The following is a 21071-nucleotide window of genomic DNA, read 5'->3' as shown; positions in this document are numbered from 1 at the left end:
TACGCTCCTTTAGCCCTGGTTCACGGTCGCCTGAGTCACGCCATTGTCAGCCAGACCCCATTTCGCGAGGATCTTCTGGTAGCTGCCATCGGCAATCATCGCGTCAATCGCTGCCTGAATAGCTGTGGTCAATTCGCCTGCATCTTTACCAATTGCCATGCCGGTGTACTGGAAGGAGAAGGCTTTATCGAGCGGCTTATATTTACCTTTCTCAAGATCCATGATGTATGGCAGCGTTTCACTCCCCTGCACCACGCCATCCAGACGGTTCTGACGCAGCTGGGTACGTGCATCCGCCGTCCCTTCGGCGCCAACGACGATGATGGCTGGCTTACCAGCGGCTTCGCAGTGCGCTTTAGACCAGTTGGCAATCTCTACCGGGAAGGTAGTACGACGGCTGGTGCCAACCTTCTTACCACACAGATCCATGGCGCTGTTGATGTCGCTGCGAGCGGCCTGGGTGTAGAACTGTGGGCCGGTTTTGAAGTAGTCGATAAAGTTCACCACTTTCTGGCGCTCTTTGGTGTCGGTCATACCGGACATCACCAAATCAACACGCTTGGTCACCACCGCGTTCACCATCTGCTCAAAGGCGATCTCCTGCCAGTTGATCTTCACGCCCAGCTTGGCCGCAATCGCCTGGCCGAGATCGTAATCCACACCGGTAAGCTGGCTGGTGGCCGGATCTTTAAAATCCATTGGCGGATAGTTCGGCATGATTGCCACGGTCAGGCCTTTTTCTTTAATAGCCGCTGGTACGGCGATATCCGCCCAGGCAGTAGATTGCAGTAACAGCGCGGCACTGATGGCACTCAATAACAGTTTTTTCATGTTTTTCACCCCGGTCACGTTAAAGAAGAATCGCGTTAATAAAGTTTTTCATCCGTGGGTTTTGCGGGTTCAACAGAATGTCTTCTGGTGCGCCCTGCTCGATGATGCGTCCCTCGTCCATAAACACCACCTGGTTCGCCACCTCACGGGCAAAGCCCATCTCGTGAGTGACCACCAGCATGGTGGTGCCCTCTTTTGCTAACTGGCGCATCACCGCCAACACTTCGCCGACCATCTCCGGATCCAGTGCCGAAGTGGGTTCGTCAAACAGCATCAGTTTCGGTTTCATCGCCAGCGCACGGGCAATCGCCACACGCTGCTGCTGCCCGCCGGACAGTGACTGCGGATAGTCGTGCGCTTTATGTGCCAGGCCGACGCGATCCAATAGCGCCATCGCCTCTTCCGCCGCTTCACGCTTCGGACGCAGCAACACGCGGCACGGCCCTTCGATAATGTTCTCCAGCGCGGTTTTGTGCGGAAACAGGTTAAAGCGCTGGAACACCATGCCAGTTTGCAGACGCTGGCGGGCAATTTGCTTATCGCTCAGCGCATGCAGTTTGTTGCCCGCAATGCGATAGCCCGCTAATTCGTTGTCGACCCAAATGCCACCCTGATCGACCTTTTCCAGCTGGTTGATGCAGCGCAGGAAGGTACTTTTACCGGAGCCGGATGGCCCGAGGATGCACATCACCTCGCCGTAATTCACTTCGAGGCTGACATCCTTCAGCGCATGGAACTGGTCGAAATATTTGTTCACCTTGACGGCGCGCACGATGTTTCTCATCTCTCTCTCCCAATTACTGACGCTGGCGGTGGCCGCGTGAGAAGAAGCGCTCAAGGCGACTCTGACCAAACGACAGCACGGTGACAATGATCAGGTACCAGATGCCGGCTACGAACAGCAGTTCCATCACGCGCGCATTGGCGAAGTAAATGGTTTGCGTGTTGTAGAGCAGTTCGGAGTACTGAATCATGCTGGCCAGACTGGTGGTTTTGATCATGCTGATGAATTCGTTACCCACCGGCGGCAAAATCACACGCATCGCCTGCGGCAGAATAATGCGCTGCAGCGCTTGCAGACGCGGCATACCAATCGCTTTCGCCGCTTCGTACTGTCCGGTATCCACGGACAACAACCCGGCGCGCACCACTTCGGAGGTATAAGCCCCCTGGTTGATGCTCAGACCCAGCAGTGCCGCAAGGAATGGCGTCATGATGGTGACGGTTTGTACGCTGAACACGCCGGGAATACTGATGGTGGGAAACACCAGCGCGAGGTTAAACCACAGCAGCAGTTGCAGAATCAGCGGCGTGCCACGGAAGATCCAGGCGTAACCCACGGCGATGTAGTGCAGCACCGGATTGGGCGACATATACATAATCGCGGTGATCACACCGAACAGGATGCCGAGCCCCATCGCCAGCACCGACATAATCAGCGTGTTCACCACGCCATTAAGGATTGCCTGGGCAGTAAAGAACTGGCCGACAAACGACCATTCAATGTTGCCGTGGGCGAAGGCGTTGACCAGCAATGCCATCAGCACCAGGATCACCGCTGAAGCCGTGATGCGGCCGTAATAGCGGCGTGGCACCACCTGATAGCGATCCAGATCGTAATGCATCTGCTCGCGGCTATTTTTCAAGCTGGGTTCAACCGGGGTGGATTGGGACATAGACGTCTCCTCAGGCGCGCGGGCCAGCGTAATCTTCAGTCCAGCGCTGCTGGTCCTGCATCAGGATTTGCAAGCGCGCGAGCTGTTCGCGTACGCGTGCCGGGGCGGTGCCGCCATAGCCACTGCGTGCCGCCAGTGCCGCTTCCAGCGTCAGGGCACTGCGCACTTCTGGCGTTAAACGTGCATCGACGGCCTGCAACTGCGCATCGCTCAGGTCGGACAGGCCGCACTCTTCGCGTTCACACAGTTGCACCAGCTGACCGGTGATTTCATGGGCTTCACGGAACGGCACGCCGCGCATCGCCAGCCAGTCGGCCACTTCGGTGGCCAGAGTGAAACCGTCCGGTGCCTGTTCGCGCATGACGTCGGTGTTGAATTTCAGTGTCGACATCATGCCGGCCATGGCAGGCAGCACCAGCAGCAGCGTGTCCACGGCATCAATCACGTTACGTTTGTCATCGCTGAGATCGCGGTTGTAGGAGAGCGGCATGGCTTTCATGGTGGTGAGCAACGCCATCAGGTTGCCGACTAAACGGCCTGAACGACCGCGCGTCAGTTCGGCGATGTCCGGGTTTTTCTTCTGCGGCATGATTGAGCTGCCGGTAGCATAGCTGTCATGCAACTCCACCCAGCGGAACTGGCGCGAAGCCCACATGCACACTTCTTCGCACAGGCGCGACAGGTTGATACCTATCATGCTGGTGACGAACAGGAATTCTGCGGCGTAATCGCGGCTGGCCACCGCATCAATCGAGTTTTCGCAGGGTGCGAGGTAAGCCAGATCTTCAGCCGCTTTTTCCGGCTGGCGCGCAATCGCCGATCCGGCCATCGCTGCCGCACCAAGCGGGCAGCGGGCACTGCGGCGATCCCAGTCCTGCATGCGCTCGATATCGCGGGCAAAAGATTGCGCATGGGCCAGCAGTTGATGACCAAACACAATCGGCTGTGCCTGCTGTAAATGGGTAAAGCCTGGCGCCACGCTTTCGGTGTGCTGTGCGGCCTGCTCAACCAAAGATTGCTGCAGTGCCAGTAACGCACTGACCACTTTGCGGCCGTTATCACGCAGGTAGAGGCGCAAATCGTTGACGGTCTGATCGTTACGCGAACGACCTGCACGCAGTTTGCCGCCCAGTGGCCCTAAGCGTTCAGTCAGCGCGCGTTCAATGAAGGTATGGACATCTTCATCAGCCGCAATCGGGTGCAGATTGCCTGCACGATAATCAGCATCCAGCGCATCAATCGCCGCCAGCATAGTATTGAGTTCTTCGCTGCTCAGCAGATCGCCGCGAGCCAGCTCACGGGCATGTGCCCGGCATCCCGCTAAATCGTAAGGTGCCAGGGCAAAGTAATAATCCGGGCTGCGCGACAGCGCGGTTAAACTGGCCGCCGGTGCCGCTTTAAAGCGCGCACCCCATAACAGTTCGGCATTATCAGACATGCTATTTCCCCTTGCAGATACTCGTCAGCGATATGAAAAAGATATGAATGAACCAGAGGTGATAATAAAAACTTATTTCACGCTCGCACTGGTAAATACGTCATGTTTCAGGTTCACTGTACTTTCACCGCAATTATTCCGGAGTTGAATAGCAAAGATGGAAAGTAAAGTTTCCCAGTCTGGAAACAATGCAAATAATCGCGGCGATAATGCGGTTCTGGCACTGAGTAATATCGACTTAAAATTGCTACGGGTATTTAAATGCGTAGTGGAAGCCGGAGGATTAACCGCTGCCAGCAACGAACTGAATATTGGTTTAGCCGCCATCAGTAAGCAGGTTTCCGATCTGGAGATTCGCCTCGGCATGACGTTATGCAGCCGGGGGCGCGAAGGCTTTGAGCTGACGCAGTACGGCATTAATGTCTATCAGGCCACGCTGGAGCTGTTCGTTTCGCTGAATCTGTTCCGCGAACGTCTGCACAACAGCCGTAATGAACTGCTGGGCGACATCGCGATTTGCGTGGTGGATAACACCATTTCTGATCCGCACTCCCCGGTCACCGCGGCGGTGCAACAGTTGCACCAGAAAGCACCAAAGGTGCAGATTCGCTTACAGACTGCGCAATTAGATGATATTGAACGCGGGATGAGTGAAGGCCGATTTCATTGTGGTATTGCGCCGGTTTATGAAATGAAAAGTGATTTTGATTACTTCCCACTTTATAAAGAATATTCGAAATTATATTGCTCCATGTCACATCCTTTATATTCTGGATCTTGTGATAAGAATATATCGGTGGAAATATTACGTGAGCAGAAAATCATTAATCATTTATATGTTACGCCGCGCGATGACCGTCGCCTCATTCCATTACAGGACAGCGGTGCGCAAGCCGTACAAGTTGAATCCGTCGCCATGCTGATTTTAACCGGGCACTTTATTGGTTATTTACCCGAACATTATGCCGCGCCCTTTATTGCGCGTGGGCAGCTGTGTGAATTGGGCGATGAATCGGTGCGCCGCGAAAATCCGTTCTGCCTGATGATGAAAAAAGGCCGGAAAATTAATCCGATTATCCGGCTATTTATGCAATCACTGGGCCTGACAGAGGCAGATGAGGCGCACTGAGTTGGTGCAATCATCCCACCACTTTATACATCACCGTGGTGGCATCTAGCGCCCCTTCCGTCGATTCAGCGTACAACGGAATGGAGCCCGCGAGTTGCTCAGCCTGCTGCATCAGTCGACGCGCAATTCCCTGGCGACGAGCAGCGGGATGCACCAGCAATTTACTGATCTCCGCGCGATGACGCCCATTCGGCATGGCGCTAAACCCGACCATTACCGTCGCAACAATCACACCCTGCTGCCGCGCCACCAGCAGCTGATTATCGCCGCTTGCCAGGCTGTAGATTTTATCCTGCCAGAAGCGTTCCATCGCTGCGCGATCGTCGGCATCAATAAAACCGACGCTGGCCCCGTCAGCCACGCAACCCTGCAGCACCTCGGTCAACGCGGCTAGCAGGGGCTGTGCCTGAGTGGCACTTAACTGTTCAATTTCAATCATGGTTTGCACACCACCAGAATGTAACGTGCGCCGCCTTCAGGATGCGCCTGGAATGATGATTTGCCGGTGAGATGAAAACGCAGGCAATCCCCCGCCTGCAATGTCCAGCGTTGATCGTCCATGGTGAACGTCAGCTCGCCGGATTGCAGCCAGATATGCTGTTCCAGCCCCTGTACCGGCGGCGCGTCATAATCGATGCGCGCGCCGGGTTGCAACACGCTCTCAACCAGCTCGGCCTTGAAATGGCTGGCGGGCGGCGAGACACTGCGACGCAAATAACCGCTGGCATCGTCGCGCCAAACGCTCTGGTCGCTCGCTTTCAGCAGCAGCGCGGCTTCCTCTTCCACTTCACTCAACAGGCGCGACATGGTCAAGCCATAGGCGACACACAGTCGGTTAAGCAAAGCGGCTGTGGGGCTGGTCTCCGCCCGTTCAATGCGCGACAATGAAGCCCGACTGATGCCGGTAGCCATCGCCAGTTCGTCCAGTGACCAGCCACGTTGCACCCGCAATTCGGCTAAACGCGCGGCCAATCGATCTTCGGTATCCGGTACAGACATGTCCACCTCTCATTTATGGGAAATAAATCTCACAAGTGAGATATCACCTGATATTGCGCAAAACGTCAAGTTGTACAGAAACAAAAGAGTTGTACAACATAGGCGTGGCGGTTAAGGTGTTGTAATGCAGGTCAGAATTTTCGAGGACGCCATGGCCTTATACAGTATCGGCGATGTTGCCGAACGCTGTGGAATCAACCCAGTAACACTACGCGCCTGGCAGCGCCGTTACGGTTTATTAAAACCCCAGCGTACAGAAGGCGGTCATCGCCAGTTTGATGATGAAGATGTTCAGCGCATTGAGGAGATCAAGCGTTGGATAGAAAGCGGTGTGCCTGTTGGCAAGGTGAAAGCCCTGCTGGAAGGCCAAACCGTTAATGTGCACGATGGCTGGACCGCGCTGCAGGAAGAACTGATGAGCGTGCTGCGTCACGTTCGTCCGGCTAAATTGCGCACCAAAATTGCCACCATTGGCCGCGAACATCCAGTGGATGCGCTGATCGATCACGTGTTTGTCCCGGTGCGCCAGCGCCTGGGACTGGATCAACATACCGCCCGTACCATGTGCAGCCTGCTGGATGGCGCGCTGATTGATTACGTGGCGTTTTGCCTGGCGGGCGGCCGTAAAAAAGCCGGCAAAGATGCATTGATGATTGGCTGGGGCGTGGAAGATCGCACTCGCCTGTGGCTGGAAGCCTGGCGCTTGTCGCAGCAGGGCTGGCGTATGGATGTCTTAGCCGAGCCGCTGGATATGCCGCGTCCTGAGCTGTTCCCCGGTCAGAATCTGTTTATCTGGACCGGTAAAAAACCGACGCGTCGGCAGCTGGAGCAGTTTGAACACTGGCAGGCACAAGGGTTTGCCACCCATATTCATGATCCCGCCTGACAAAAAATCGCACACACGGCCTTTGCCTTGCCGGGTGTGCGCGTTATCATGCCGCACTCCATGACTTTTCTCAGGTTTCCCTTATGAACTGGAATAAAATTCTCATTGGCTCCCTGTTTGCCGTGATGGCCATTGGTGGCATGGGCGGCATGATGCTGGTGGGCTACAGTCTTATCCTTCCCAGCCACTGAGTTGACGTTGCACGCGTTCTAACACGCGGTCGCAAATCAGTGCCAACAGGGCGACCAGCAGCGCCCCCTGAATCACATAGGCGGTGTTAAAGCCGCTCAGTCCGATAATCACCGGCGATCCCAGGCTTTCTGCGCCCACTGTCGACGCGATGGTCGCGGTGCCGATGCTGATCATCACCGAGGTACGCACCCCTGCCATGATCACCGGTGCGGCCAGCGCCAGCTCAATCTGCCATAAGCGCCGCCATGGCCCCATGCCCAGCCCCACGGCAATTTCCCGGTTGCTGTCCGGCACGCTGTCTAAACCTGCCAGCGTTCCCTGCAAAATCGGCAACAGCCCGTAAAGAAACAGCGCTATGATGGCCGGTGTCGCGCCAAAGCCCATCACCGGCACGGCTATCGCCAGCACCGCTACCGGTGGGAAGGTCTGCCCCGCTGCCGCCAGCGTCTCCAGTAACGGCCTGAACGCCCGCCCGGCGCGTCGCGTCGCAAAAACACCACTGCCTACGCCAAAAATAATCGCCAGTGCGCTGCCGCTGATCACCAATGACAGATGTGCGAGGGCCAGCCGCCAGAAGCTCTCTTGCTGATACAGCGGACGTTCCAGCTGCGGGAACCAGTGGGCAAACAGCGGTCCGCTGTGCGGCAACCCCCACAGCAGCAGCAGAAACACCGCCAGCAGCCAGTACAGTGGATCGCGCCAGACACGCATCAGATTGCCTCCCGCTGGCGCAGCAGATCGCTAAAGTGCAGGACACCCAACGGCTGTTGATGTTGATCGATCACCGGCAGTTTGTCGGTGCGCCGAGCGATAAACTGAGACAGCGCCTCGCGCAGCGTCAGGTGCGCGGCTATTGGCTCACCGTCCAGCCACTCGCCGCGCCGCGCGGCGCTGCCAGCACGTCCCAATGCCAGCAGTCGCACGCCAAGCTCGCTGCGGCCAAAGAATTCGCGGGCGAAATCCGTGGCAGGCTGCGTCAGCAACTCAATCGGCTTGCCTTGCTGCACGATTTCACCGCCGTCCATCAGCACCAGTTGATCCGCCAGCGTCAGCGCTTCGTCGATGTCGTGCGTCACCAGCACCACCGTGCGTCCTGACAGCTTCTGAATACGCAGCATCTCCTGTTGCAGCGCCTGACGGTTCACCGGATCGAGCGCGCCAAAGGGCTCATCCATCAGCAACAATTCGGGATCGGCAGCCAGCGCGCGCGCCACGCCAACCCGCTGCTGTTGTCCGCCGGAAAGTTGATGGGGAAAACGCGTCGCCAGATGCGTATCCAGATTGAGCAGCGCCAGCAGCTCCTCTACGCGCTGTTGAATTTTTGCCTGCGGCCAGCCGAGCAGTGACGGTACCGTGGCAATGTTCTTTGCCACGTTCCAGTGCGGGAACAGGCCAATCGACTGGATGGCATAGCCAATACGCCGCCGCAGTGCACGTGCATCCATGCGTTCAATCGGTTCACCGGCAAAGCGGATTTCGCCGCTGTCATGCTCCACCAGCCGGTTGATCATTTTCAGCGTGGTGGATTTGCCCGAGCCGGAGGTGCCGATCAGCACGGTGAAACTGCCCTTCTCAATATGCAAAGTGAGATCGCGCACCGCTGCTTTGCCCGCAAACATTTTGCTTACCTGGTGAAACTCAATCATCGGTTCTCTCCAGTAGTGCCGACAGTAAACGCAATGCGGCATCAAACACCACCGCCAGCGCCACCACCGGAATCACGCCCAGCAACACCAAATCCAGTGCGCTGCTGAGTAATCCCTGAAATACAATGGCGCCAAAGCCACCGGCACCAATCAGCGCCGCGACCACCGCCAGTCCAATGGTTTGCACCACCACCACACGCAAGCCCGAGAGCCATACTGGCAGCGCCAGCGGGAGTTCGGCGTGCCAGAACTGTTGCATCGCGCTCATGCCCATACCGCGCGCGGTTTCCCGTACCTCCTGCGGCACCTGCTGCAACCCCGCCACCACGCTGCGCACCAGCGGCAGCAGCGCATACAGCACCAGCGCAATCAGCGCCGGAGCCAGACCAATACCGCTGATGCCCCAACTTGCCAGCACCGGGAAGTGAGCCACCAGCCCTGCCAGCGGCGCAATCAGCAGACCAAACAGCGCCACGGAAGGCACAGTCTGGATCAGGTTGAGTACGCTGAAAGCGGCACTTTGCCAGCGCGGTCGTCGGGCAATCACCAGGCCGAGCGGCAAACCAATGAATACCGTCGGCAACAGCGTGCCAGCCAGCAACAGCAGATGCTGGCTGAAGGCGGCATCAAATACTGCCGTGCGGTTGGCATACTCTTTCATCAGGGAGAGGTGGTCGAGGTGACCGCTGAGCAATAACAGCAGCGGAACAATCCAGATTTGCAGATTCAGCAGAATTCGCCACGGGGTGCTGGTTGTCAGCTGGCGGATGGCCTCGGCTGCCAGTAACAGCGCCAACGCCGCGGCACACCATAAACCGCTGCCAAAGGCCGTGCGTGCCAGCGGGCTGCCGCTGTTAGCCAGCTGCGCCGCCGTCTGCCCGCCAATAAACACCAGCAGCGCAAACAGTATCTCGGCATCCAGCAAGGCCATCACCAGATTGCGACGCCGGGGCTTCCACCACAATCCTTGCCATAGCCACAGTAACGGCAACAACAGCAGCCAGGACTGCGTCACCTGCCACAGCATCAGCGGCTGTCCGGACACCAGGCGATTGGCGGCGAAACTGAGTAACGGCAAAGCCAATAGCGCGCAAGTGATCAGCAGCGTTAGCACCAGCAGCACCGGCTGCTGGCGCGGTCTCGATAACAGTAACGGCACCGCTTACAGCAACTTATTCTGCTGTAGCCACTGTTTCGCCACCTGGCTGGCATCCTGACCATCAACCGCAATCTGCGCATTGAGTTGTTGCAGGGTTTTCTCATCCAGCTTGCTGAACACCGGCTGCAACCAGTTGCCGATCTCCGGATACTGTTTCAGCACGCTTTCCCGAATCACTGGCGCAGGGGCATAAATTGGCTGGACGCCTTTGGGATCGGTCAGGGTTTGCAAACCGAGCGCGGCCACCGGGCCATCGGTGCCATAGGCCATGGCTGCGTTGACGCCGGAGGTTTGCTGTGCCGCCGCCTTGATGGTTACCGCCGTATCACCGCCCGCCAGCGACAGCAGCTGAGACTGATCCAGCTTGAAGTTGTAGGCTTTTTCAAATGCCGGTAGCGCATCGCTGCGTTCGATAAATTCGGCTGAGGCCGCCAGCTTGAAGGTGCCGCCCTTTTTCAGGTAGGCGCTGAGATCGTCGAGGGAGTTAAGGTTATTTTTCTGTGCCACATCGCCGCGCACCGCGATGGTCCAGGTATTGTTGGCGGGCGCAGGGGTTAACCACACCAGATGATTTTTATCCGCATCGAGCTTTTTCACCTTCTCATAGCCCTGCTGCGCATTTTTCCAGGCCGTGTCTTTCTCATCGTTAAAGAAGAACGCGCCATTACCGGTGTATTCCGGATAAATATCCAACTCGCCCGCAGTGATGGCCCCGCGTACCACCTGGGTGGTGCCGAGCTGGATTTTGTTGACGGTTTTTACCCCGTGTTTGTCCAGCACCTGCAGGATGATATTGCCCAGCAGCGAACCTTCGGTATCAATCTTTGAACCGACCTTGACCGGATCGGCCGCATTCGCAGCGCCCACACTCATCGCTAATGCGATCATCCCCAATAAACCCTGCTTAATCATGCCGCTGTCCTCTGCTTATGTTTTCAGTCTGTGACTATCAAGCGTAGCCTGGCGAAACAGGATGGGGGCGGTCAAGCGCCTCAGTTCGAGCTTTTTCTGCTATTTAATGCGCATTTCTTATAACCCATTCGCAGGACTTATAACCAAATGGAATTTTTAATGCGTAAGTACAGGCTTATTCTCATAGTCCCACTCTTTACAATAAAATACATAACATCATGTCCGACTTAGCTTCTCCGGCGCACGTGGCGCTGGCAGGGAATACGCCGACTGGCGAAACCAAATGGATTCGCAGCGCGGCTGACGTATCGAATCTCGTGAATAACAGCAACGAGTCTCGCAGCAATGCGCGCATCGTGGTGGCCATCGCCCTTGGCGGTGTGTTCCTCGATGCCTATGACCTCGGTGCACTCGCCTTTGGTATCAAAGACGTCACACGCGAATTTAACCTGACGCCGACCGGCACCGGAATGGTGGCTTCGGCGATTACCTTCGGCGCGATTGTCGGTGCGCTGATTGGCGGTTATCTCACCGATAAAATTGGCCGTTACCGCGTGTTTATGGCCGATATGTTCTTCTTTGTGGTTGCAGCGCTGGCCTGTGCCTTTGCCCCTAACGAATACGTTTTGGGCGGTGCACGCTTTGTGATGGGATTGGGCGTGGGCATCGATCTTCCTGTCGCCATGGCGTTTCTTGCCGAGTTTTCAAAACTGCGCGGGCAGGGAAATAAAGCGGCCAGCGTGGCGATGTGGTGCCCCACCTGGTATGCGGCAATCAGTATTTCCTACCTGCTGGTATTGCTGCTGTATGCGGTGCTGCCGGAAAGTCACACCGACTGGTTGTGGCGACTGATCCTCGGCTTCGGCGCGGTACCTGCGCTGCTGATTATTGCCATTCGCAGCCGTTATATGAGTGAGTCTCCAGTGTGGGCGGCCAATCAGGGCAACCTGCACGGCGCCGCGCAGATCCTGCAGCGCTCCTACAACATCAATGCCCATGTCGCGGAAGATGCCGATCTCACGCAGGCCAAGCCGGTGCGCAAAGCCAGCTGGCGTAACTATGGCGCGCTGCTGCAGGGGGTTTATCGTCGTCGTACTATTCTGGCGACCGTCACCTCCATCGCCTCTTCGTTCGCCTACAACGCGGTGGCCTTTGGCCTGCCGGTGATCATCTCCAGCTTCTTTGCGCAATCGATGCTGACCACTATTTTGGTGTCGCTGGCGTTGAATCTGCTGTTCGCTTTCGTGGGTGGCTTGCTGGCCGTGCGTCTGGTGCCGCGTCTCGGCGCGTGGAAGATGTCGGTGGCGGGTTACAGCTGTCAGTGCATTGCCCTTCTGGGGTTAGCGCTGATTGGTCGCCCGGAAGGCGGTGAACAAGCGGCACTGGCGATTGCGATGCTGGCGCTGTTCCTGTTTGGTCAGGGGTTTGGCCCGGGCTCACACACCATGACCTTTGCCTCGCTGAGCTACCCCGCTTCACTGCGCGGCGTGGGGGTTGGTTTTAACCAGACGCTGATGCGCGGCAGTTCAACCGTGTCGCTGTTCCTGTTCCCACTACTGGTGGCGACATTCGGCACCGGCGTATTCTGGGTGATTTTCCTCGCCCCGCTGATTGGCTTGCTGGCGCTGCTGGCGATCCGCTGGGAGCCCTCAGGCTACGATGTGGATGCGGAAGACTTCACTTAAGACAACAACGCCCCGTTAAGGGGCGTTTTTTATGCGGTCAGGCGGAAATCGCCGAACGTATGGGGAATGCGCGGGAAGGTGTGCAGGAACCAGGGCGTAAATTGTTCGGGCTGATCCTGCATCTCCTGCTGAATCTGCTCAATCGAGCGATAACACCAGGCATCCGCTTCTTCCGGATTCAGGTTGGGTTCAATATCACTGGTGGCGAAGAACACATGGCCATACTCGTGCTCGGTCAGACCGTTGCTTAATGGCAGGTTGTAGCTCAGTTCGAACACTGGCGTCAGCGCTACTTGCATCCCCATCTCTTCACGCAAGCGACGTTCAGCGGCATCCCGGGTCGATTCCTGCGGATAAGGGTGGCCGCAGCAGGTGTTGCTCCACAAGCCGCCACAATGATATTTACCGTTTGCACGACGTTGCAGCAGCAGTTCATGGCGCGAATTGAACACGTAGACCGTCACCGCACGATGCAGCAATCCTTTCTCATGTACTTCCAGCTTTTCCATCTTGCCGGTGGGACGATCGAGGTGGTCGACGAGAATAACTTCAATGGCGGGCATGACAACTCCTTCAGATAATTCTCAGCTATTGTACACAACCTCAAAGACTGAAACTGAGGAAATCGCGCACATTCCGTGCGCTTAAGTAGAGAAATTTAAGCTTAGCAGTCATCAGACAAAGCGGTAACGACTCAGGATGTAGAATTCAAATCGGCCAACCATGGGCGCTATAAAGTCGTCATCGTTATCAGCCAGGATGCGGAGGCGTGCACAGTCCCGGGCCGCCTTGAGTCTGTCGTCGCCACGCTCTGACCGCTCAATTCCGCCTATGCGCACAGATAAGGCGGCCCCCTCTTAAAGGGCAGCCTGATTTGACTGAGTGATTACCTGACAGGCATTCGCGCTTAAAGCCGCCCCTTCAGCTTTAGCTCGGATTCGATTGTCGTATCGCGGGCAGTTGTATGACGGCTTGCGCCCCACACTTCGTCATACTCATAGCCGGTAAGATCTTTAATCACCCCACGCGTTTCGGCATCGCAACCTCTCGCCGTGCCACCCAGTTTGCGACGCGCCACCTCTTTAATCAGCAGCTTGTGGCTGCGCTGTGTCAGCTTGAACTTAAAGGTCAGCCAGAAACTCGCCGCCAGCAGTGCCGTGGTGACAAACACCATCAGCCCGACAATCGCATGGATGGCACTCTCCGGCTGTGCGCCGTTGCCTTTCACAAAACCACTCTCCTGCAGCACGATACCAATCATGAAAATGGCGATGGCCACCGAGCTTTTGCGCGTCAACACCATCACCCCGGCAAAAATCCCTTCACGCCGCTTACAGGTCACCATCTCATCAATATCGGGAATGAAGCTGTAAATGTTCCACGGGATGTAAAACAGCCCGGCGCGCACGATGCCCAAAAACAGAAAGACCGCGCTGAACAGCAACGTGGGCACCTGCCATTGCCACAAATACACGGCAAACAGGAACAGGAAGATAGCGACGATACTCAGGTAGGACATACGCAGCGCGTTGGAGGGCGTCATATTAAAGCGGCCAAGCAGCATCATGAAAATGAAAGTGCCGGGAATCGACATAAACATCATGTTACTTAGCAGCAGTGAAGCCAGTGAGGCATCCTGCTTCAGGCCGTAGATCACGAAATAGGTGAACACCGCCAGAAAGGCATCCATCGCGGTGAAGGAGCAGATATAAATCAGCAGATGCTGACGAAAGGCTTTGATTTTGAACGACGATGCCAAATCGACAAACAGATACTTTAGGTGGGCCTTCAGGCTCCCCTGGCGCGCCGAATGTTGCGCCACATCCTCTTCCGGCTGAATATCTTTGGCTTCCCAGGTGGTCAACCAGGTAATAAACACCGCCACGCAGTAAATCACCGAGAAGATGACGCCGGTCAGCGTATAGGTAATGGCGTTGTCTTTGCCGGTATAGGTCATGATGATGCCCGGCACTGAGACGGCAAGGAAACTGCCAAGCGCCGAGAACATCAGGCGCACGCCCGAAAGACGCGTGCGCTCGCTGAAGCGATTGGTCATCTCCGAGGACAAGGTTTCCCACGGCACCAGCACCATTGCCGACAGCAGCTCGATGGTGAGATAAGTGCCGAGATAGTACCAGTAGCCCATATCCGTCACCCACAACGCGTAATACAGCAGCATTAAGGGAGAGGAGATCAGCAGGAAGAAACGGCGGCGGCCAAATTTACGCCCCAGCCAGGTGTTGCCGAAGTTGTCAGTAATGTAGCCCATGATCGGGCTTAATATCGCATCGATGACGCGGGCGATGGCAAATATCGAGCCCGCTTCAAACACCGATAATCCGCAGTAGGTGGTATAGAAAAACAGCAACCAGGTGCCAATCACCGCAAAGGCACCGCCGCCAAAGAGATCCGTCAGGCCGTAGCCGATTGCGACGCCATAACCGACGCGACGTTCTGTAGGTTTAACCATCGATCCGATTCCTGTTCTGGTAGGGTATGTAATAGCGGCAAGGTGCTATGCCCTGCCGCCGTTGTTATCAACAGAATTGGAAATCAACTGAATAAACGAATGCGTTATCCGGCGTTGGCGAGCATCTGTGCTTTCACACACAATTCCGCCGCTTTGAAAGCATGCGTTTGCGTCATCGCATGCTCGGTGCGATGGAGACAGTCATTGATGAGCTGTCCAAAGAACGGGAAGCCGACTTCGCCGGAAACGGCATAGCGGAACTCTCCTTCTTTGTTCACCAGATACACCACATCCTGCTCGCCACGTGTGAGATCGGTGTATTTGCGGATCTCGATATAACCATCGGTACCGAGCAGCGTCATGCGCCCATCACCCCAGGTGGATAAGCCATCCGGCGTAAACCAGTCGCAGCGGAAGTAGCCAGTGGCGCCGTTCTCACCCGCCAGCATCGCATCGCCAAAGTCCTCAAATTGCGGGTGCTGTGGATGGCGGAAATTCCGCACCTGGCTCGCCACCACCGTGGCGTCGCTGTTGCCGGTGTAGTAGAGGAATTGCTCAATTTGATGGCTGCCGATGTCACACAGGATGCCGCCAAAATAGCGACGCTGATAGAACCAGTCGGGCCGTCCGGTGCCTTCACGATGTGGACCCGTGCCAAGGGTTTGTACCACCTGCCCGATAGCCCCTTTTTCCACCAATTGCCCGGCAAACACCGCGCTCTCCACGTGCAGACGTTCGCTGTAATACACCGCATATTTGCGCCCGGTTTTAGCGCACATCGCTTTGGCGTCTTCCAGCTGTTCCAGGCTGGTGAGCGGGGCTTTATCCGTGAAGTAATCCTTGCCCGCTGCCATCACTTTCAGCCCCAGCGCACAGCGTTCCGAGGGAATCGCCGCGCCTGCCACCAGTTGTACCTGCGTATCGGCCAGAATGGTCTCCAGCGAATCGGCGATCTGCACCTGCGGGAACTGCTGCACAAACTTATCGACTTTGGCGGGATCGGGATCGTATACCCACTTCAGCGTGGCTCCGGCCTCGGTCAGGCCATTGCACATGCCGTAAATGTGGCCGTGATCCAGTCCTGCCGCCGCAATGATAAATTCCCCCGGCTGCACCACCGGCTGTGGTTTGCCTTTCGGCGCGTAGTTCATGCCATCCTGCTTATTCATGGTTGTTTCCTCACGCAAAGTTTTTGCCCAGTGGGATGTCATCGACATCGGCGAAGTTATCGACCGAAGCCTGTTTTTCGTAGAAGTGCGGTGCATGGGCGATCAGGCCGCCGGTGCGGTAGAAGGCATCATTTTTGGCGATCGGTAACGACACAATGCTTTTGGTGATGGCCGATTTGTAGATGGCGGTAATCAACTCCAGCGAGCGTTTGCCCTGCTCGCCGTCAATCAACGGCACACGCTGTTTCTCAATCGCCGAGAAGAAGTCATCGACCTGTCCGGCGTGCAGTGTCCAGGTGAGCGGTGCCGTGCTGGCATGAAAGCGATCCAGCTCCTGCTCCAGCACCAGATTGTTCTCTTTTTCCGGGAAGCCATTATCTGCCGCCTGCATGGCGACCGCTTTCCACGGTGCCGAGAGACGCGCTTTTTCTCCCTGCAGCACGATTTTCTGATCTTCACCGTGATGCACAACGGAAGCGGTCAACTGCGCCAGCGTGCCGTTGGGGTAGCGGAAAATCGCGGCGCTGAGGTCTTCCACTTCGGCATTGTCATGCGCCACGTTGCCGATCATCGCCACCACTTCACTGGGCGCACCGAGCATCCATTGCATCGCATCGATGTGGTGTACCGCATGGTTAAGCGTGCAGCCGCCGCCCTCTTTCTCCCAGGTGCCGCGCCACCACAGGTCGTAGTACGAATGGCCACGCCACCAGAATGAATCGATTTGCGCGTGGCAAATTTTGCCCGCCAGGCCCGAATCTACTGCCGCTTTCAACTGCCAGAACGCGTCGGTGAAGCGGTTCTGCGCCACCACTGACAGAATTTTGCCACTGGCTTTTTGCGCAGCAATCATCGCATCGCACTCTTCCAGCGAGGCCGCCATAGGCTTTTCGCACAGCACATGCTTGCCCGCCTGCAGGGCCGCAATGGTGTTTTCCGCATGCACATAAGGCGGCGTACAGACGTCGACCACGTCGATATCTGCGCCCTCGGCCAGCATCTCGCGGTGATCCTGGTAAACCCGCACATCGTGCAGGCCGTAGCGCTGCAATTTCTCCCGCGCTTTTTCAGGATACACGTCCGCTACCGCGACAATTCTGCCGCGCTCAGGAAACTGCAGAAACGCCTGGATATGTGAATTGGCAATATTGCCCATGCCCACTATCGCAATTTTTAACATCGAGATTCTCCGCCGATAACCGCTGTTGAGGTGTCTGCGAGGAACATAAAAAAGCGCTGCGGGTCGGACAATCTGTTTTTGTGAGAATGCTCGCAGAGCAAGGCATGAGTTTGTGAACCAAATGTAAAAGCGCCTTAATATCAGTCCACTGCGTCTGCAAAAATTTGCAAAAATTGATTGGGATGGGGATCACACTATGGCTGGCAAGCTCAGAATGGATGAAATTTCAGCAATCACCGGCTACTCGGTGAGTACGGTTTCACGCGTGTTGAGCGGCAAATCCTACACCAGCGAAAAAGCGCGTGAGGCGATAGTCGACTGCGCGCGCAGGCTAGGTGTATTGCAGGAAATGGTGAGTGGACGCCTGCTGATCAATGAGATTGTGGTGTTTGCCCCAGGGCGCACTTTCACGCCGCGTGGCGATCATTTTTACCATGAGGTGACGCGTGGAATCGCCGAGGCCTGCGCATCGCATGATGTGCATATCAGCTATTGCCCACTGGAGGAACAGCGCGCCGATGTGAAGCTGTTTCTGGAGAAAGCCGGAGCAAAAAACATCAGCGCCATCATCATCATCGGCACCGACGATCAAGCGATCTTTAGCCTCGCGGCGTCACTCGGTAAACCCTGTGTGCTGATTAACTCTCGTGATAAAGATATGCGGCTGGATGCGGTGTCACCCGATCATCGGGCGATTGGTTTCAGCGCTATGCAGCATCTGTTTGAGCAAGGCCACCGCCGGGTGTTGACCGTCACCTGTCTGCGACGTGAGACGCTGTTTTTGCGTCTGGAAGGGATCAAAGACGCCTACCGCCATTTTCATATGCCGTTTAATGCACAGCAGGATTTGATTGTCATCGAAGCCTACTCCTCGCAGGACACCGAGATCGCACTGAATCACTGGCTGGATACGCACCCACGCGATCAGTGGCCTGATGTGATTTTGCCCGGCGGCAAAGGCATTATTACCGGCGTGCAGAATGCACTGCTGTCACGCGGCTTGCGCATTCCCGAAGATATTTCGCTGATGACCACGGATCTAGCCAGCCGGCTGGAAGGATCGCCAGAGATGCCCATCACCGGCTTTGCGGTGCCGTGCCGTGAACTGGGTTATGAGGCAATCCAGCTGATCCAGAATCGCCTCAATCGTCCGCAGTCGTCGATTTACAATCTGTTGTTGCAGGGGAAACTGGTGGATCGCGGCACGGTGGCGAATGCCACTCGCCATGCCGCGCGTGAAGAGATCCGCAACGCGTTTCCGTGAGATGCCCCAAAGCAGAAACGCACGTCATCAGCGCATCGTGCCTGTGCACCCAAGCCCAACATCAAAACCTCAGCGCTGATGCTAAACCTTTTGAATTACCGATCCGTTCAAGCCTCAAGCACATAGCCTTTTCTAACAAACCACACCTAAGCTCAGAAGCAGGCTGGTGCCGCTCAGGGGCCGGCAATCCGCAGCGCCGAACAGAGTGAGTCTGCCAGGAGAGACCGCATGGATGCGGTCGAAAGGCTGGGCTGGAACAGGGATGTTCCATCCCAGCCGGTCCGTAAGGCGGACGAATGACGTGAGGGTACCGCGTCAGCGGCGCGAGGACCGCCGGCCCCTGAGCGGCACCAGATTGCGTTATCACTTGTGGTAAATCGCCCAGCCTTACAACTTAAAGCTCTGCACCACCAGCTCCAGCTGCACGCTCTGCTCTTCCATGGCGCGCGCGGCAGCCGACACCTGCTCAACCAGCGCGGCATTCTGCTGGGTGCTGCCATCCAGCTGCGTGATTGCCAGGTTAACCTGCTCAATCCCCATACTCTGCTCACGACTAGCAGACATGATTTCGCTCATCAAAGTAGTCACGCTGCTCACGCCCTGCATCAGCTCATCCATGGTTTGACCGGCTTGTTCCACCAGTTGGCTGCCGGTATCGATATTGGCCACCGACTCCTCAATCAACTTCTTGATCTCACGCGCTGAGTTAGCTGAGCGCTGCGCCAGATTTCGCACTTCTGACGCCACCACGGCAAATCCACGCCCCTGCTCACCCGCTCGGGCCGCTTCCACCGCCGCGTTAAGTGCGAGGATATTGGTCTGGAAGGCGATGCTGTCAATCACGCTGATGATATCCACCACTTTACGGGATGAGTGATTAATCGCACCCATGGTGGTGACCACCTGACGCACCACGTCCGTTCCGCGCGCCGCCACCTGCGAGGCACCGTCCGCCAGCTGATTGGCGTGGGTAGCATTGTCGGCGTTCTGACGTACCGTGCCGGTCAGCTCTTCCATTGACGCGGCGGTTTCGACAATCGAACTCGCCTGCGATTCAGTACGCGCAGACAGATCGGCATTGCCGCTGGCAATTTCACGCGAGGCAGAGGTAATCGCCAGTGCGCTGTCGCCGACCTGACGCATCAGCCCCTGCAGATACTCAATAAACTGGTTAAAGCTCTGCGCCACCGCGTTAAATTCCGGGCTGTTGCTGGCAGGCAGACGCTGGGTTAAATCCGCGCCGCCGGTCGACAGGGCTTCGATATTGCGGTTCAGCAGGCTAAGACGTTTCATCATGGCGCGCACAAAGCCGAGCAGCACCAGCAGCAGGATCACCGCCAGCGGGATCTGCACCAGGCCCAGGCGAGTCAGCATGCTGTGGGTTTGCGCATCCAGCAAACTGGACGGCACATCGCTGGCGAGATACCACGGGCTACCGGCGATCGCCTGCAGGAACAGCGTGTGCTCGCCATCTTCGCCTTCAAAGGTGGTTTGCGTAGGCTGATTACCTGCCTGGCTCAGCAGACTTTTCAGCGCACCCGCCATCGGCAGCTGCGTATCCGCGAGATTTTCCAGCTTCGGTGCACCTTCCAGCAGTGCGGCGTTGCCCACCACTTTGCCATCCGCTTCAACGATCAACACACGTCCGTGAATGGCGTCGCCCATCTGTTTCGCCAGTTGGTTGAAGAAACCGAGCGTTACGTCGATGGTTGATACCCCCCACACCGTGCCATCACGATAAATCGCCATCGCACAGTTGGTACGCGGCTGCGGGCTGGCCGCATCCTGATAGGCTTTAGCCCAGGCACATTGCCCTTTGGCCGCGGCCATACCGTCTTTGTACCACGGCTGCTCCCAGTATTTGTCGGCCGCATCCGAGTTCCAGTAAGTGTTGACCTGTAACTGGTTGCTGGCGTTACGGGCGAAGAACGAACTGTCTTTTTCCTTCGCCGGATCGCGGCGATTAGGCAGTGGCCAGATACCGCCGCCAAATACGTTGCTGTCCTGATACTGGTTCACCAGCGCAGGCAGCAAGTTGTCGATGGCCGCGCTATCCATCACGCCTGCGGCTTCGGTAATGGCACGTTGCTGCGCCTGCACGCGGTTCATCTGTTCCACAATACGTCCCGCCAGGCCATCCACCTCATAGCGCACTAATCGGCTTTCGTTTTGACTCAACTGCGGTGCCACAAACTGATTGATCACCACCACGGTAACCAGCATCAGTACCACGAAAAATGCGACCAACGTCGCGGTAAAACGAGATTGTGTAGTTTTTAACATCAGTGTGCCCTTACCCTGGTTGGCGAGTTGCCTGATCGAGGTTAACGGCGTGTTACAGAGGAACTTGAGGTGAGCAAGATCACAAAAATGCAAATAGTTGATTTAGGTGATCATTAGGAGGGTGACTAACGTTGCGCTTACTCATCAGGGTG

Annotated in this window: 20 protein-coding genes; 5 read left to right on the top strand and 15 right to left on the bottom strand. The window is 56.5% G+C overall.

Annotation, left to right across the window (positions count from 1 at the left end; genetic code table 11):
- Window positions 1-9: 9 nt before the first annotated feature.
- Genes AC6I8L_RS06215 through argH form a run of 4 tightly spaced genes read right to left on the bottom strand, consistent with a single transcriptional unit; the run spans window position 10 to window position 3945 of the window.
- Entirely contained in the window at window positions 10-831 is an 822-nt protein-coding gene (locus AC6I8L_RS06215; protein WP_058962213.1) for an ABC transporter substrate-binding protein, read from the bottom strand.
- Window positions 832-850: 19 nt separating this feature from the next.
- A complete protein-coding gene (locus tag AC6I8L_RS06210; protein ID WP_038648005.1) occupies window positions 851-1615 on the bottom strand; it encodes an amino acid ABC transporter ATP-binding protein in 765 nt (254 codons plus the stop codon).
- Between the two features lie 13 nt (window positions 1616-1628).
- Window positions 1629-2507 carry an amino acid ABC transporter permease gene (locus AC6I8L_RS06205; RefSeq protein ID WP_058962196.1) on the bottom strand — a complete coding sequence of 293 codons (879 nt, stop codon included), beginning with the start codon at window positions 2505-2507 and terminating at the stop codon, window positions 1629-1631.
- 10 nt (window positions 2508-2517) lie between these two features.
- On the bottom strand, window positions 2518-3945 hold the full coding sequence (gene argH / locus AC6I8L_RS06200) for an argininosuccinate lyase (protein ID WP_058962195.1): 1428 nt from the start codon (window positions 3943-3945) through the stop codon (window positions 2518-2520).
- 157 nt (window positions 3946-4102) lie between these two features.
- On the opposite strand from argH, the gene AC6I8L_RS06195 reads away from it, so the two are divergent.
- Window positions 4103-5074, top strand: a complete 972-nt coding sequence (locus tag AC6I8L_RS06195; RefSeq protein WP_058962194.1) for a LysR family transcriptional regulator — start codon at window positions 4103-4105, stop codon at window positions 5072-5074.
- Window positions 5075-5084: 10 nt separating this feature from the next.
- On the opposite strand, the gene AC6I8L_RS06190 is transcribed toward AC6I8L_RS06195, so the two are convergent.
- Together AC6I8L_RS06190 and AC6I8L_RS06185 are read right to left on the bottom strand one after the other, a co-directional pair.
- On the bottom strand, window positions 5085-5513 hold the full coding sequence (locus AC6I8L_RS06190) for a GNAT family N-acetyltransferase (protein ID WP_498014296.1): 429 nt from the start codon (window positions 5511-5513) through the stop codon (window positions 5085-5087).
- Window positions 5510-6073 (bottom strand): helix-turn-helix domain-containing protein, encoded by a 564-nt coding sequence (locus tag AC6I8L_RS06185; protein WP_058961578.1) that lies wholly within the window; start codon window positions 6071-6073, stop codon window positions 5510-5512. The genes AC6I8L_RS06190 and AC6I8L_RS06185 overlap by 4 nt, the downstream gene beginning before the upstream one ends.
- Before the next feature lie 151 nt (window positions 6074-6224).
- Between AC6I8L_RS06185 and AC6I8L_RS06180 the strand changes: the two genes are divergently transcribed.
- Together AC6I8L_RS06180 and AC6I8L_RS06175 are read left to right on the top strand one after the other, a co-directional pair.
- Window positions 6225-6959 carry a MerR family transcriptional regulator gene (locus AC6I8L_RS06180; RefSeq protein ID WP_058961622.1) on the top strand — a complete coding sequence of 245 codons (735 nt, stop codon included), beginning with the start codon at window positions 6225-6227 and terminating at the stop codon, window positions 6957-6959.
- An 83-nt stretch (window positions 6960-7042) separates the two neighbouring features.
- Window positions 7043-7150, top strand: a complete 108-nt coding sequence (locus tag AC6I8L_RS06175) for a YohO family small membrane protein (RefSeq protein WP_230598998.1) — start codon at window positions 7043-7045, stop codon at window positions 7148-7150.
- Here the strand turns inward: AC6I8L_RS06175 and AC6I8L_RS06170 are convergent.
- Genes AC6I8L_RS06170 through osmF form a run of 4 tightly spaced genes read right to left on the bottom strand, consistent with a single transcriptional unit; the run spans window position 7131 to window position 10868 of the window.
- Window positions 7131-7862: an ABC transporter permease gene (locus tag AC6I8L_RS06170; protein ID WP_058961579.1), complete on the bottom strand. Its 732-nt coding sequence runs from the start codon at window positions 7860-7862 to the stop codon at window positions 7131-7133. The two genes, AC6I8L_RS06175 and AC6I8L_RS06170, sit on opposite strands and share 20 nt — an antisense overlap.
- Entirely contained in the window at window positions 7862-8797 is a 936-nt protein-coding gene (locus AC6I8L_RS06165) for an ABC transporter ATP-binding protein (protein WP_058961580.1), read from the bottom strand. Before AC6I8L_RS06165 ends, AC6I8L_RS06170 begins: the two co-directional genes overlap by 1 nt.
- Window positions 8790-9956, bottom strand: coding sequence for an ABC transporter permease (locus AC6I8L_RS06160; RefSeq protein WP_058961581.1), 1167 nt, complete (start codon window positions 9954-9956; stop codon window positions 8790-8792). Before AC6I8L_RS06160 ends, AC6I8L_RS06165 begins: the two co-directional genes overlap by 8 nt.
- A gap of 3 nt (window positions 9957-9959) precedes the next feature.
- Window positions 9960-10868, bottom strand: coding sequence for a glycine betaine ABC transporter substrate-binding protein OsmF (gene osmF, locus AC6I8L_RS06155; RefSeq protein WP_058961582.1), 909 nt, complete (start codon window positions 10866-10868; stop codon window positions 9960-9962).
- A gap of 218 nt (window positions 10869-11086) precedes the next feature.
- Between osmF and AC6I8L_RS06150 the strand changes: the two genes are divergently transcribed.
- Window positions 11087-12553 (top strand): MFS transporter, encoded by a 1467-nt coding sequence (locus AC6I8L_RS06150; RefSeq protein WP_058961583.1) that lies wholly within the window; start codon window positions 11087-11089, stop codon window positions 12551-12553.
- 29 nt (window positions 12554-12582) lie between these two features.
- Here the strand turns inward: AC6I8L_RS06150 and idi are convergent, their stop codons facing one another.
- The 4 genes from idi to AC6I8L_RS06130 all read right to left on the bottom strand — a co-directional run bounded on the left by idi (window position 12583) and on the right by AC6I8L_RS06130 (window position 17372).
- On the bottom strand, window positions 12583-13116 hold the full coding sequence (gene idi / locus AC6I8L_RS06145; RefSeq protein ID WP_058961584.1) for an isopentenyl-diphosphate Delta-isomerase: 534 nt from the start codon (window positions 13114-13116) through the stop codon (window positions 12583-12585).
- Between the two features lie 344 nt (window positions 13117-13460).
- Window positions 13461-15023: an MFS transporter gene (locus AC6I8L_RS06140; protein ID WP_058961585.1), complete on the bottom strand. Its 1563-nt coding sequence runs from the start codon at window positions 15021-15023 to the stop codon at window positions 13461-13463.
- A 104-nt stretch (window positions 15024-15127) separates the two neighbouring features.
- Window positions 15128-16192, bottom strand: a complete 1065-nt coding sequence (locus AC6I8L_RS06135) for a Gfo/Idh/MocA family protein (RefSeq protein ID WP_058961586.1) — start codon at window positions 16190-16192, stop codon at window positions 15128-15130.
- Window positions 16193-16202: 10 nt separating this feature from the next.
- Window positions 16203-17372, bottom strand: a complete 1170-nt coding sequence (locus tag AC6I8L_RS06130; protein WP_058961587.1) for a Gfo/Idh/MocA family protein — start codon at window positions 17370-17372, stop codon at window positions 16203-16205.
- A 196-nt stretch (window positions 17373-17568) separates the two neighbouring features.
- Here AC6I8L_RS06130 and AC6I8L_RS06125 point away from each other — a divergent pair, with 196 nt between their 5' ends.
- On the top strand, window positions 17569-18636 hold the full coding sequence (locus AC6I8L_RS06125; RefSeq protein ID WP_034821032.1) for a LacI family DNA-binding transcriptional regulator: 1068 nt from the start codon (window positions 17569-17571) through the stop codon (window positions 18634-18636).
- A 387-nt stretch (window positions 18637-19023) separates the two neighbouring features.
- Here the strand turns inward: AC6I8L_RS06125 and AC6I8L_RS06120 are convergent, their stop codons facing one another.
- Complete coding sequence (locus tag AC6I8L_RS06120; protein ID WP_058961588.1) at window positions 19024-20919, bottom strand: methyl-accepting chemotaxis protein; 1896 nt, start codon at window positions 20917-20919, stop codon at window positions 19024-19026.
- Window positions 20920-21071: the final 152 nt, after the last annotated feature.

It is taken from the genome of Type-E symbiont of Plautia stali, from assembly GCF_059731115.1.
Note: the sequence above shows the minus strand (reverse complement) of the source record. Positions and strands in the feature narration are given on the sequence as shown.